We start from the raw sequence: 12,599 nt of genomic DNA on the forward strand, positions 1-12,599 counted from the left end.
TTAAAAAGTAAAATCTTTGTCAAAGTTTAGAACTTTGACAAAGATAAACTTTGATTACGAAAATATGCGCACTACAAATTAAATGAACTTATATCACTTATATGGTTCACAATTTTACGGAATGATTATACTTCAAATTTATAACCAACTCCTTTGATGGTTTTAAAAAGATCTTCTCCTATTTTTTCACGTAGTTTTCGAATATGAACATCTATTGTTCTTCCTCCAACTACAACTTCATTACCCCAAACTTTATCCAGAATTTCGTCTCTCTTGAAAACTTTCCCTGGTTTTGAAGCTAATAGATAAAATAATTCAAATTCTTTTCTTGGTAAAGCAATTTCTACATTGCCTTTTATGATCTTATATTCTTCTCGATTAATCTCGATTCCGCCAACGTTTAAGGTGTCGCTGACTACTTCTTGTTCTTTTAACCTTCTTAACAAAGCCTTTACTTTGCTGACCAATAATTTTGGTTTTATTGGTTTAGTGATATAGTCATCTGCACCTGCATCAAAACCAGCAACTTGTGAGTAATCTTCGCTTCTCGCTGTTAGGAATGTTATGATAACATTATTTAATTCAGGAATTTTTCTAATGTGTTCGCAAGCTTCCATTCCGTCCATTTCAGCCATCATTACGTCCATAATAATCAAGTCCGGTAATTCTTTCTGAGCCTTTGCTATAGCTTCTTTTCCGTTTGAAGCTGTTACAATCTGGTAGCCTTCCTGAGCAAGGTTATAGCCAACGATTTCTAAGATATCTGGTTCATCGTCAACTAATAAAATCTTGGTTTGTGTTTTTTTCATAAATAGCAAAAATTGAGATTCTTACATCAAATTTTCTTTATTATACATTCGATGATTTTCATTTGAGATGGTAAATATACTAATAAAACAACGGTCAAAAATTGCAGTTAACCGTAATTTAATTTGGTAACAATTTGATAATCTACAAGACACGAAAACATAACGAGTACCTAACATGAACTTTACACAGCGTTTCTTTCTTTGCACAAAAATAAATTAAACACAACACTGAAATGAAATTCAATTTAAAATTTCTATTTATCACATTATTCATCTGTACGATTTCGATCGCACAAAACAAAGGTACGATTTCTGGTGTATTAACCGACAAGGAAATGAACAACCAAGCGTTACCTTTTGCAAATGTTTTAATTAAAGGTACAAACATTAGCGCAAACACTGACATCGACGGAAAATATTCGTTGACTGTAAATCCAGGAAATTATACTGTTATTTTTAGTTTCGTTGGATATGAATCTGTAGAAAAACCCGTGACTATTAAAGCAAATGAAACTGTTACTGTTAATCAGGTGCTTTCATCGGGAGGTTATACTCTTAAAGATGTTGTTGTAAAATCGACAGCAAATAAAGAAAAAGAAACTGCATTATTACTAGACCAAAAAAATGCTGTTGTTATCAAACAAAGTATTGGTGCACAGGAAATGTCTAGAAAAGGTGTAAGTGATGTTGAGGAAGGTTTAACAAAAATTACCGGAATCAGTAAAGTAGGTTCAAGAGGTTTATTTGTTCGTGGTCTTGAAGATCGTTATAACAATTTATTGATCAACGACCTTGCTGCTCCTTCAAACAATCCATTTTCAAAAATCGTTCCTTTAGATTTATTCCCAACAAATATCGTAGGAGTGATTGATGTTTACAAAACTTTCAACCCAAATATCTACGGAGATTTCGCCGGAGGAACTTTTAATATTCAAACTTCAAAACCTAGCAAAAGTGTTACTAAAATCAGCCTTGGTTTTGGATATACAACTGGAAACAGCTTTAAAGATTTTTTACTTTCAAGCGATGCTGATAGTGCTGCAGGATTTTTTGGATTCAATGGAAAAGACAGAGAGATACCAAGTTTCTTAGGTCCAACTGCTACAAAAAACACTTATACAAACGATCAGGCGATAAGCTCAGTAAGTGGTGATAAAGGATTCAATGTAAGCAAAAGCAAAAGCCCTTTAAACTCAAGTGTAAATTTATTACACTCAGAAAAATTTGATTTAAGCAACCAACGTTCTTTCGCTTATTTATTATCTATTAATTACGACAATAATTATACTATAAGAGACGGTATAGACAGAACTTTGGATTTGCAAAGTACAGGATCAAAATATACTAATAATTTTGTAACGACTGATTACCGTTTTAAAACAACTACATCAGCATTAGTAGGATTAAACTACAACGCAAACAGATTTAAATTAGCATTTAATACATTATATATTAAAACTACTTTGAACTCGATAAAAGATCAATTTGGTCAATCAAACGGTACTGCTATTCAAAACACATTTATCCGTACTAACCAATTAGACAAAAGCGATTATTTGAACCTTCAGTTATTAGGTGAATACAATTTGACAGAAGACAAAAATCAAACTTTAAAAGCTGGTGTTTCTTATGCTGATACTAAATTTGAGCAACCTGACAGAAAGTTTTTCACAGGTATAACACAACCTAATGGAGACATTCTTACTTCATACGGAGCAAATAACTTTTTACGTCAATATTTTACTGTAGACGGAAACTCATTTGTATCTGCAATGGCTGAGTACAACCTTAAATTTGGAAAAGACGGAAAACAAAACAAATTAACAGTTGGTTATAATGGTAATACTTCAGGAATGGAATCTTCTTACCGATTTGTTTCCAGCCGTGGTGGTTCTTCATTTATCACTGGTATTAATAACATCAATGATAAAGTGATAACTGACCTTAAAAACAATCCGGATCCTCTTGATGCAAACAGTATAACTTTTCAAGAAAGCTCTAATTCAACTTGGAAAGTAAAACTTAACGAAACTGCAAATGCAGGATATACTAATTTACTTTTGAAATTTGGTGAAAAGTATGAAGTAAATGCAGGAGTAAGAGTTGAAAGCACTACTAAGGAAACTAAGTATAGAAAATTAGATAGTTTTGATGTTCCTTTTCAAACACTTAGCTACAACAACTTTTATGTTTTACCTTCTTTGAACGTAAAATACTTGATGAATGAAAAATCTAACCTACGTTTTGCTGCAAGTAAAACTTACACAAAACCAGTTATAATGGAATCTTTTCCGATAACATATCAAAATGCTGACGGAACTTCAGTACAAGGAAATTCAATATTAAAAAACAGTGATAACTATAATGTTGATTTAAAATATGAATTATTCCCTTCTTCAAAAGAAATGTTTGCTGTAGGTGCATTTGCAAAATATCTTGACAACCCGATTGAAAGAACTTTTGTTTCTAACGCTACTACAGGAACCGTTACAACATTCTTAAATTCTGACAATGCAACTTTATATGGAATTGAAGCTGAGTTTCTTTTTGGATTAAACAGAATTAGCGAAAGTCTTTCAGCATTCTCATTTGGTTTAAATACAACTTTGATGTCTACAAAAGTAAACATAGCTCCAAGATATAACTCAATAGATGAAGATGGTGTAATTACAAATAACCCATCAATTGAAACACACAAAGGTTCAAGAGATTTACAAGGTGCATCAAACTGGTTAGTAAATTCAGACTTAAAATATGAATTCAATTTAGGAAAAGACTGGACAAACACTATGTCTCTTGTTTACGGTGTATTTGGAAAAAGAATTTATGCAGTAGGAACAAACGGTCAGGATCATACTTATGAATTACCGGTATCACAATTAGATCTTGTTTGGTCTAGCAAAATTTCAGAGCATTTTGATGTAAAATTCACTGCAGACAACTTATTGAATCCTGCAAGAAAATTAGAATTTGGAAACGATGGAACTATAAAAGTTGCCGAAGAATCTCTATTAGCTCAAAGCTATAAAAAAGGAGTTGGTTTCTCTTTCAAAGTAGGTTATACTTTTTAATTAGATCACTCATAGACACAACTAAAGCTCCAGAAATCTGGGGCTTTTTTTATTTAAGAACATATTCAGAAATCTCTTAACATTCTCTTCACATTTTAGTTGTTTTTTGATAACTGTAATGTAATATTCAGATAACGTCTTAGAGGGATTTCCGTTCTACTTTTGACAAAAATAAAAACGAATAATACAACACAAAAACTATGAAAACTAAATTTTTTGCTTTAGCACTTGCTACAGGTTTATTTTTAAATTCTTGCTCTAGCAGTGACGATACAACAACTCCTGCACCTACACCTGCAACTGGCGAAATTACAGGTGAAATTACTGCAAACCAAACTTATGCTTTTGGTAACTATACTTTGAAAGGGATTGTAAAAATCAAATCAGGAGTAACAGTAACTTTTGAAGCTGGATCAACAATTACAATCGATAAAAAAACCGGAGACAACGCATTAGTTGTTTTAAAAGGTGCAAAATTAATCACTAAAGGTACTGCTGACAAACCAGTTGTATTTACAGAAAAATCAAAACTTCCAGGTTCTTGGGGAGGTATCATCATGTACGGTGAAGCTCCTGCAAAAGTTGTTGGTGGTGGAGCTACTGGTACATCTGAAGATGGTAACAAAATCTCTTACGGTGGAACTAACCCAACTGACAACAGTGGTTCATTAGTATACACAAGAGTAGAATATGCTGGATCTAAATTAGCTGATGGTGAAAAAGAAAACAATGGTTTTACTTTCTATTCAGTAGGTTCTGGAACAACATTAGATCACTTAGTATCTTACAAAGGTGCTGATGACGGATATGAGTTCTTCGGTGGAACTGTAAGTTTAACAAATGCTATTTCTTACGGAAATACAGATGATTCATTTGACTGGCAAGATGGATGGCAAGGTCAAGCAAATACAAACTGGTATGCTTACCAAACTGGAAAAGGTAACTACGGAATGGAAATCGAAGCGTCTTTAAATGACAATGCTTTCTTTCCAAAAGTTTCTAACATTACTTTAAGAAGAGAAGCTGGTAACATTCCAGAAAGCAGTGATAACCAAGTTGATGCTTTCCAATTCAAAAGAGAAGGAAACGGAGAATACAACAATATCATCATCGATGGTTACGGTAACTTTTCAACTTTCAAAGGAAGTGCAGTTAGCATCTTAGATGGTGTAACTAACGATCACCAAGTAAAAGGTGGTAAAATCAAACTTATTAATGTTAAAATTAGCAACACAACAAACATCAACCCAATTGGAGCTACTGACGCTATTGTTGTTGTTTTCCCAACAGGAAATTTCGTTACAAGCGCTACAGCTACTGGAGCTGCTTTAACTCCTGGTGCTTGGGCAACTGTTGACGGTGTAAACTTATTGACAAAACTATAAGAATCACTTATATATAAATTGTTAAAAACATCCTAAATTCTTAGGATGTTTTTTTTTGGCGTAATTTTTGTAATTTTTTTTGTATATTTACAGTAATCAAAAAAATGCGATGGCAAAAAACTACTTTTATATTACATTCTTATTGGCTTTTTTCTTTACTCTAAGTGTTTCGGCACAAGACAGTAAACAATTACCAAAACCTCAAGAGTCTACAACCATTGAGGGTCTAAGCTTGTACCCTAACCCAGTGACAAACGGAAAAGTTTATATTTCGTCTAAAAATGATTTAGAGAAAGAAATCATCATTTTTGACATTCTGGGTAAAAAAGTACTTCAACTTCATTTAAGCTCAAAAGAATTAAACGTTGCTGATCTGGTTCCCGGCGTTTATATCATCAAAATAAGCGAAGAAAACGCCTCAGCAACACGAAAGCTAATTATTCGATAAAACATACACAAAAAAGCTCCCTTTCGGGAGCTTTTTTAGTTTACGGTCGCAGTCAAAGTCTTCAATTTCACCACACACCAAAAACTGTGACTGAAAACTGCGACTGAAAACTAAAAACAATATCTTTGCACAAAAAAAGTTTTGATCACAGCCAACGATATTTTTACCATTTCGAGTCATAAACAATTTGAAAAAATAGCACTAAAAGTGTTTCGTTTTCAGCACGAGAACAATCAGGTATATCGTGATTTTTGCGATTTTTTAAAAGTCAATCCTCAACAGGTAAAATCACTGGAACAGATTCCGTTTTTACCAATTCAATTTTTCAAAAGTCATAATGTCGTTTCCAATAACGATCCTGCTCAGGTTACTTTTACCAGCAGCGGAACTACTGGAATGATTACCAGCCGACATTTAGTGACCGATGTCTCCCTATATGAGGAAAGTTACCGCAATGGTTTTTCTCAGTTTTACGGAAACATCGAGGATTATGTCGTTTTAGCCCTTTTACCATCATATCTCGAACGCGATGGATCTTCGCTTATTTATATGGTCGAAGATCTTATAAAACTATCCAATCAAGCCGAAAGCGGGTTTTATTTACACAATCACGACGACTTAATTAAAAAACTGACTGCTCTGGACGAATCAGGACAAAATGTGATTTTAATTGGAGTTACTTACGCTTTATTAGATTTGATCGAAAAACATCAATTCAACCTTAAGAATACCATTATTATGGAAACTGGCGGAATGAAAGGAAAGCGTAAAGAAATGATTCGCGAAGAACTGCACGAACAACTTTGCAAAGGTTTTGGTGTTTCTGCAATTCACTCTGAATACGGAATGACCGAACTTTTGGCACAAGCCTATTCCTTAGGCGAAGGAATATTCGAATGCCCTTCTTGGATGAACATTTTGGTTCGCGATCCTGAAGACGCACTCACTTACGTGCAAGATGGAAAAACAGGAGGAATCAACGTTATTGATTTGGCCAATATCAATTCATGCTCTTTTATCGCAACGCATGATTTAGGCAAAAAATATCCCAACAACTCTTTTGAGGTATTGGGACGTTTTGATAACTCTGATATTCGTGGTTGTAACCTAATGGTTCTTTAAAAGTTTAATCGTTGATTTGCTTAATTGGTTAACCGTAATTTCGATTCAACAATTAACCGACAACAGTTGAACAATAAATTAATTTTCTTCTACAGCACCTATATCATCTATTCCGTCTATTTTATTTAATTCTCTTTCTTTCTCTAGCTTATTCTCCAGAAACTTGTAAGTTCCATAGCAAGCTAAACCTCCTAAAAGCACAAAAAATATACTCCATCCGGCATTTTCAAAATTCTGATTAGCAACAGAATCAAAACCATTTGTTAGACCCAATACAATACCAACTAGAAATCCAGCTAAAATTGTACCGCCGTAATAAGAGATTATTCCAAAAAAGAAATATGTCCACTTACTTTTATCGTATTCAAGCGCCAAATTTGTGAATGATTTCCAGATCCAATAAATAAATAAAATTCCAATCATAAGTTTTTTAGTTTTTAGGTAATAAACCTACTAAAATAAATTGATTATTTGATTCTCAGGAATATAATTTCTTCGCAAAAAAAAATCCCAACAACTCTTTCGAGATATTGGGATGTTTTTATAAAAGGTTAATCGTTAATTTGTTGAATAGTTTAATCGTAATTTCGATTAACCGATCAAACAATTAAACCGCTCTTATTACAAAATAATTTTTCTTTCCGCTTTGCAATAACACAAACTGATTATTAATTAAATCATTTGCCGTTAATACAAAATCTTCTTTGATTTTTTCTCTGTTTACAGAAATTGAATTTGCAGTTAAAGCACGTCTTGCCTCACCGTTTGATTTAAAAAAACCCGTTTTTTCATTTAAAACAGTAACAATATCAATTCCGTTTTCTAAATCTGCTTTTGCAACTTCAGCTTGCGGAACACCGTCAAATACTTCTAAAAAAGTCGCTTCATCCAATTGTTTTAAATCTTCTGAAGTTGAGTTTCCGAATAAAATATTTGAAGCCTGAATAGCTTTTTCCAACTCTTCTTTACTGTGAACAAAAATGGTAATTTCTTCAGCCAATTTCTTCTGTAAAACTCTTAAATGCGGAGCAGCTTTGTGTTCTTCGATTAAACCATCAATTGTCTCTTTATCTAAGAAAGTGAAAATTTTGATATATTTCTCAGCATCAACATCAGTTGAATTTACCCAAAATTGGTAAAATTTGTAAACTGAAGTTTTATCAGCATCCAACCAAACATTTCCTCCTTCAGATTTCCCAAATTTAGATCCGTCCGCTTTTGTAATCAAAGGTGTTGTTAAAGCAAACGCTTTAGCATTTTCTCCACCCATTCTGCGAACTAATTCTGTACCTGTGGTAATATTTCCCCATTGGTCAGAACCTCCCATTTGCAAAAGGCAATTATTGTTTTTATATAAATGATAAAAATCGTATCCTTGAATTAATTGGTATGTAAATTCAGTAAAAGACATTCCTTCACCTTCTCCACTTAATCTCTTTTTTACAGAGTCTTTCGCCATCATATAATTCACTGTGATACGTTTTCCAACTTCACGAGCAAAATCAATAAACGAAAACTCCTTCATCCAGTCATAGTTATTCACCATAACCGGAGCATTTGCTTCGTTTGAATTAAAGTCTAAGAAACGCGACAGAACACTTTTAATTCCGGCAACATTTTTAGCCAAAGTTTCTTCGTTCAACAAATTTCTCTCATTAGATTTTCCAGATGGATCACCAATCATTCCGGTAGCACCACCAACCAAAGCAATCGCTTTATGGCCAGTTCTATTCAAGTGAACCAATAAAATAATCTGAACCATACTACCAATATGTAGAGAATCTGCCGTTGGATCAAAACCAATATACGCCGTAGTCACTTCTTTAAGCAATTGTTCTTCCGTTCCGGGCATGCTATCATGGTACAACCCGCGCCACTTTAATTCTTCAACTAGATTCTTCATTTTTAAAATAATTTGTGCAAATGTAATCAATGTGAATATCAAAATCAAAAAGCAATGCCAATATCAAAGACAAAAAACAATTTCAATGGCAAAAAGCAATTTCAATATCAATATCAAAAAAAAAACTTTGCGCCTTTGCCACTCTGAACCTTTGAACCTTCAAAAAAAACCTTTGCAACTTTGAGCCTTTGTATCTTTGCACCTTTAAAGCAAAAAGTTATCTTTACAAAATGGTATTAGTAACTGGAGGTACAGGTTTAGTAGGCGCACATTTATTACTTCATTTAATTGAAAATGGAGAAAACGTTCGGGCTATTTACCGAAATCCTAACAATATCCAAAAGACGAAATCAGTTTTTGAATTGTATAAAAAAGCTGATTTGTTCGAAAAAATTCATTGGCTTGAAGCCGATATTCTTGACGTTCCTTCCCTGGAAATTGCTTTTATTGATATCGAATATGTTTATCATTCCGCCGCTTTAATTTCTTTCGATCCAAAAAATGAAGATTCGCTTCGAAAGACCAATATTGAAGGAACAGCCAATATGGTGAATTTTTCTTTGGCTAAAGGAATAAAGAAATTTTGCTTCGTAAGTTCTATCGCCGCTCTAGGAGATTTAGCGCCACATGAAACTTATATTACCGAAGAGACAGATTGGAATCCAGAGAAACCTCACAGCGATTATGCTATTTCTAAATATGGTGCCGAAATGGAAGTTTGGCGCGCCGTTCAGGAAGGATTAGATATTATAATTATAAATCCGGGCGTAATTTTAGGACCTATTCCAAAAACAAAAAATGACATCCACGGAAGTGCCGAATTATACTCAAAAGTAGCCAACGGACTTTCTTTTTATACTTTAGGAAGTACTGGTTTTATAGCAGTAAACGATGTTGTAAAAATAGCCCGAGACTTGATGAAAAGCGACATTAAAAACGAACGTTTTACATTGATTGCTGATAATATTGTTTTCCGAGATATTCTAAATACAATTGCTCACACTCTAAAAGTCAAGAAACCTAGTATTCATGCGAAACCAGTTTTAATGAATTTCCTTTGGATTGCAGACGGAATATTTTCAACTTTATTTTTCCAAAAAAGAAGCATCACCAAAGCAACCGCAAAAGCCTCTTATTCAAAGAATTTATATTCTAATGAAAAAATAAAAACCGCTCTTGGAGGAACGGTTTTTTCAGATGTACATCGATACGTACAAGAAGTTTCGAAGTTGTAAATTATTTCTTTTTATTCAAATTTATCATTCTTCTGATAGAATCAACATTTACTTTATTTGCAGGCTTTTCATCAGAAGATTTAGGAGTTTGTTTTATGCCTTTTTTTGCCTCTTCTTTCTTTATTTTAGCCTCTTTCTTTTCATCAATTTTAACCAGAGAATCTGTTGCTCTTTGATTCTTTGCTAATCGTTTGCTAATTTCATCAAACATATCTTTATAGCGTTCATAATCGGCAGCATAATACATATTGTTTTGAGCAAACTGCAAACTATCCACTTTATATTTTTGGAAAATAAATTTAGTCGGATTTGTTTCATTTGAATCTACCGACATCGGATTTTGATATTTAATAGCTTCCAAAAGAGACAAATCATACATAATATCAATCATCTTTCCTCTCTCAATAAGTTTTGCAGGTTGTTTTACCAACTCTTTTTTACAACTTACAGAAAGGAACAAAACCAATACTATTAGAATACAATTTTTCATTTCAGCTTTTTATCTATCAAACAATAATCTTTTTCCCGGACGAATATCTTTTACTTTAAAATTATTGTAAACCAATTCACCATTTACAAAAGTATGTGTAATTCTTGATTTAAAAGTAAAATTTTCAAAAGGAGACCAACCGCATTTTGCAAGAATATTTTCTTGTTTCACACTCCAGGGCAAACTTGGATTTACAATCACTAAATCAGCAAAATATCCTTCTTTGATAAAACCTCTTTTTTCAATTTTAAAGATTTTAGCAGGATTGTGGCACATTTTCTCCACTATTTTTTCTACCGTAATTTTCCCCTGATGATGCGCTTCAAACATCGCCACAACAGCATGTTGCACAAGCGGACCTCCAGAAGGAGCATTCAAGTACGACTGCATTTTTTCTTCCTTAGTATGTGGCGCATGATCTGTAGCAATTACATCAATACGACCGTCATTTAAGGCTTTCCAAAGCTCAGCTCTGTCGTCGGCCGTTTTTACAGCAGGATTCCATTTAATGAAATTTCCTTTTGTTTTATAATCTTCATCAGTAAACCAAAGATGGTGAACACAAACCTCAGCAGTAATTTTTTTATCTTCTAATGGAATTTTATTCGTGAACAATTCCATTTCTTTCGCAGTCGAAAGATGAAAAATATGCAAACGAGCTCCAGTTTTTTTGGCTAAAGCCACCGCTTTTGAAGACGAAATATAACAAGCTTCGGCACTACGAATTAAATGGTGCGCCGTTACCGGAACATCATCACCATATTGCTCTTTATAGATTGCAAGATTATTTTGAATCGTAGTTTCATCTTCACAATGAACCGCGATTAACATTGGCGTACTTGAAAATATCCTTTCTAAAGTTGCTTCATTATCCACCAACATATTTCCGGTCGAAGAACCTAAAAAGATTTTAATTCCGGCAACATTCTTAGGATTTGTTTTTAGAACTTCTTCAAGATTATCATTTGTTGCGCCCATCATAAACGAAAAATTCGCAAATGATTTTACCGCTGCAATTTGATATTTATCTTCAAGGATTTCCTGAGTAACCGCATTCGGAACCGTATTTGGCTGTTCTATAAAAGAAGTAATTCCTCCCGCAACAGCAGCACGCGATTCTGATTCGATATCACCTTTGTGCGTTAATCCTGGTTCTCTAAAATGTACCTGATCATCAATTGCGCCCGGCATTAAATAATTTCCTTCGGCATCAATAACAATACAATCGGATGTTTTTAAGCTAATGCTATCTGAAATTTCAACGATTAAGTCGTTTTCGATCAAAACATCACCTTCAAAAATAGATCCTTCGTTTACAATTTTGGCATTCTTTATTAAAATCCTGTTCATTACCGTGGTATTATAATGTATTGACTAATTTTTTTAATCTAAGTGAAATCACACCGAGAATTGCTTCCTTAATAATGGCATTGCTCATTTTTGAAACTCCTTTGGTTCTATCTGTAAAGATAATTGGAACCTCTTTAATTTCAAAACCTCCGCAATAAGTCCTGTACTTCATTTCGATTTGGAAGGCATATCCAACAAATTTAATTTTGTTTAGATTTATTTTTTCTAATACTTCTCTTTTATAACAAACAAAACCGGCTGTGGCATCATGAATTTTCATTCCGGTTATAAATTTTACATAAACTGATGCAAAATAAGACATTAAAACTCGGCTTAAAGGCCAGTTTACAACGTTTACACCTGTAACATAACGAGATCCAATAGCTAAATCTGCGCCTCCAAAATGACAGGCGTCAAACAATTTTTCAAGATCATTGGGGTTGTGTGAAAAATCAGCATCCATCTCGAAAATAAATTCATATTTACGTTCCAACGCCCATTTAAAACCATGAACATAAGCGGTTCCTAAACCAGATTTTTTGGCTCTTTGCTCTAAAAATAATCTTTCAGGAAATTCTTCCTGTAATGCAATCACCTTATTAGCAGTGTGATCAGGCGAATTATCATCAATTATCAAAAGATGAAAAGACTTATGTTGCGATAGTACAGCTCTAACTATACTTTCAATATTTTCAATTTCGTTATAAGTGGGAATTATGACAATACAATCATTCATTTTTCTTGGGTAATTTCACCGCAAAAGTAAACTTTTTATGGCATTTGATT

General features: G+C 33.4%; 11 protein-coding genes. 5 read left to right on the forward strand and 6 right to left on the reverse strand.

Annotation, left to right across the window (positions count from 1 at the left end; genetic code table 11):
• Positions 1 to 125: 125 nt before the first annotated feature.
• On the reverse strand, positions 126 to 809 hold the full coding sequence (locus CLU81_RS10220; protein ID WP_041518469.1) for a response regulator transcription factor: 684 nt from the start codon (positions 807 to 809) through the stop codon (positions 126 to 128).
• A gap of 233 nt (positions 810 to 1,042) precedes the next feature.
• Here CLU81_RS10220 and CLU81_RS10225 point away from each other — a divergent pair, with 233 nt between their 5' ends.
• The 4 genes from CLU81_RS10225 to CLU81_RS10240 all read left to right on the forward strand — a co-directional run bounded on the left by CLU81_RS10225 (position 1,043) and on the right by CLU81_RS10240 (position 6,835).
• Complete coding sequence (locus CLU81_RS10225; protein ID WP_099709701.1) at positions 1,043 to 3,880, forward strand: TonB-dependent receptor; 2,838 nt, start codon at positions 1,043 to 1,045, stop codon at positions 3,878 to 3,880.
• A 200-nt stretch (positions 3,881 to 4,080) separates the two neighbouring features.
• A complete protein-coding gene (locus tag CLU81_RS10230) occupies positions 4,081 to 5,265 on the forward strand; it encodes a hypothetical protein (RefSeq protein WP_099709702.1) in 1,185 nt (394 codons plus the stop codon).
• A 109-nt stretch (positions 5,266 to 5,374) separates the two neighbouring features.
• Positions 5,375 to 5,713, forward strand: a complete 339-nt coding sequence (locus tag CLU81_RS10235; RefSeq protein WP_099709703.1) for a T9SS type A sorting domain-containing protein — start codon at positions 5,375 to 5,377, stop codon at positions 5,711 to 5,713.
• 141 nt (positions 5,714 to 5,854) lie between these two features.
• Positions 5,855 to 6,835: an acyl transferase gene (locus CLU81_RS10240; RefSeq protein WP_099709704.1), complete on the forward strand. Its 981-nt coding sequence runs from the start codon at positions 5,855 to 5,857 to the stop codon at positions 6,833 to 6,835.
• Positions 6,836 to 6,913: 78 nt separating this feature from the next.
• Here CLU81_RS10240 and CLU81_RS10245 read toward each other — a convergent pair whose 3' ends face one another.
• Together CLU81_RS10245 and tyrS are read right to left on the reverse strand one after the other, a co-directional pair.
• Complete coding sequence (locus CLU81_RS10245) at positions 6,914 to 7,258, reverse strand: hypothetical protein (RefSeq protein ID WP_099709705.1); 345 nt, start codon at positions 7,256 to 7,258, stop codon at positions 6,914 to 6,916.
• 184 nt (positions 7,259 to 7,442) lie between these two features.
• Positions 7,443 to 8,738: a tyrosine--tRNA ligase gene (tyrS, locus tag CLU81_RS10250; RefSeq protein WP_099709706.1), complete on the reverse strand. Its 1,296-nt coding sequence runs from the start codon at positions 8,736 to 8,738 to the stop codon at positions 7,443 to 7,445.
• Positions 8,739 to 8,968: 230 nt separating this feature from the next.
• Here tyrS and CLU81_RS10255 point away from each other — a divergent pair, with 230 nt between their 5' ends.
• Positions 8,969 to 9,973: an NAD-dependent epimerase/dehydratase family protein gene (locus CLU81_RS10255; protein WP_099709707.1), complete on the forward strand. Its 1,005-nt coding sequence runs from the start codon at positions 8,969 to 8,971 to the stop codon at positions 9,971 to 9,973.
• A 1-nt stretch (position 9,974) separates the two neighbouring features.
• Here CLU81_RS10255 and CLU81_RS10260 read toward each other — a convergent pair whose 3' ends face one another.
• Genes CLU81_RS10260 through CLU81_RS10270 form a run of 3 tightly spaced genes read right to left on the reverse strand, consistent with a single transcriptional unit; the run spans position 9,975 to position 12,549 of the window.
• Positions 9,975 to 10,463, reverse strand: coding sequence for a DUF4296 domain-containing protein (locus CLU81_RS10260; protein ID WP_099709708.1), 489 nt, complete (start codon positions 10,461 to 10,463; stop codon positions 9,975 to 9,977).
• A 9-nt stretch (positions 10,464 to 10,472) separates the two neighbouring features.
• A complete protein-coding gene (locus tag CLU81_RS10265) occupies positions 10,473 to 11,813 on the reverse strand; it encodes a dihydroorotase (RefSeq protein ID WP_099709709.1) in 1,341 nt (446 codons plus the stop codon).
• Positions 11,814 to 11,823: 10 nt separating this feature from the next.
• Positions 11,824 to 12,549, reverse strand: a complete 726-nt coding sequence (locus tag CLU81_RS10270; protein ID WP_099709710.1) for a polyprenol monophosphomannose synthase — start codon at positions 12,547 to 12,549, stop codon at positions 11,824 to 11,826.
• Positions 12,550 to 12,599: the final 50 nt, after the last annotated feature.

This window comes from Flavobacterium sp. 9, assembly GCF_002754195.1.
Taxonomy (GTDB): domain Bacteria; phylum Bacteroidota; class Bacteroidia; order Flavobacteriales; family Flavobacteriaceae; genus Flavobacterium.

What these genes read in the sequence shown, in the direction of transcription:
- CLU81_RS10220 (WP_041518469.1), bottom strand. Translation starts at nt 809, where the DNA reads ATGAAAAAAACACAAACCAAGATTTTATTAGTTGACGATGAACCAGAT.
- CLU81_RS10225 (WP_099709701.1), top strand. Translation starts at nt 1,043, where the DNA reads ATGAAATTCAATTTAAAATTTCTATTTATCACATTATTCATCTGTACG.
- CLU81_RS10230 (WP_099709702.1), top strand. Translation starts at nt 4,081, where the DNA reads ATGAAAACTAAATTTTTTGCTTTAGCACTTGCTACAGGTTTATTTTTA.
- CLU81_RS10235 (WP_099709703.1), top strand. Translation starts at nt 5,375, where the DNA reads ATGGCAAAAAACTACTTTTATATTACATTCTTATTGGCTTTTTTCTTT.
- CLU81_RS10245 (WP_099709705.1), bottom strand. Translation starts at nt 7,258, where the DNA reads ATGATTGGAATTTTATTTATTTATTGGATCTGGAAATCATTCACAAAT.
- tyrS (WP_099709706.1), bottom strand. Translation starts at nt 8,738, where the DNA reads ATGAAGAATCTAGTTGAAGAATTAAAGTGGCGCGGGTTGTACCATGAT.
- CLU81_RS10255 (WP_099709707.1), top strand. Translation starts at nt 8,969, where the DNA reads ATGGTATTAGTAACTGGAGGTACAGGTTTAGTAGGCGCACATTTATTA.
- CLU81_RS10260 (WP_099709708.1), bottom strand. Translation starts at nt 10,463, where the DNA reads ATGAAAAATTGTATTCTAATAGTATTGGTTTTGTTCCTTTCTGTAAGT.
- CLU81_RS10265 (WP_099709709.1), bottom strand. Translation starts at nt 11,813, where the DNA reads ATGAACAGGATTTTAATAAAGAATGCCAAAATTGTAAACGAAGGATCT.
- CLU81_RS10270 (WP_099709710.1), bottom strand. Translation starts at nt 12,549, where the DNA reads ATGAATGATTGTATTGTCATAATTCCCACTTATAACGAAATTGAAAAT.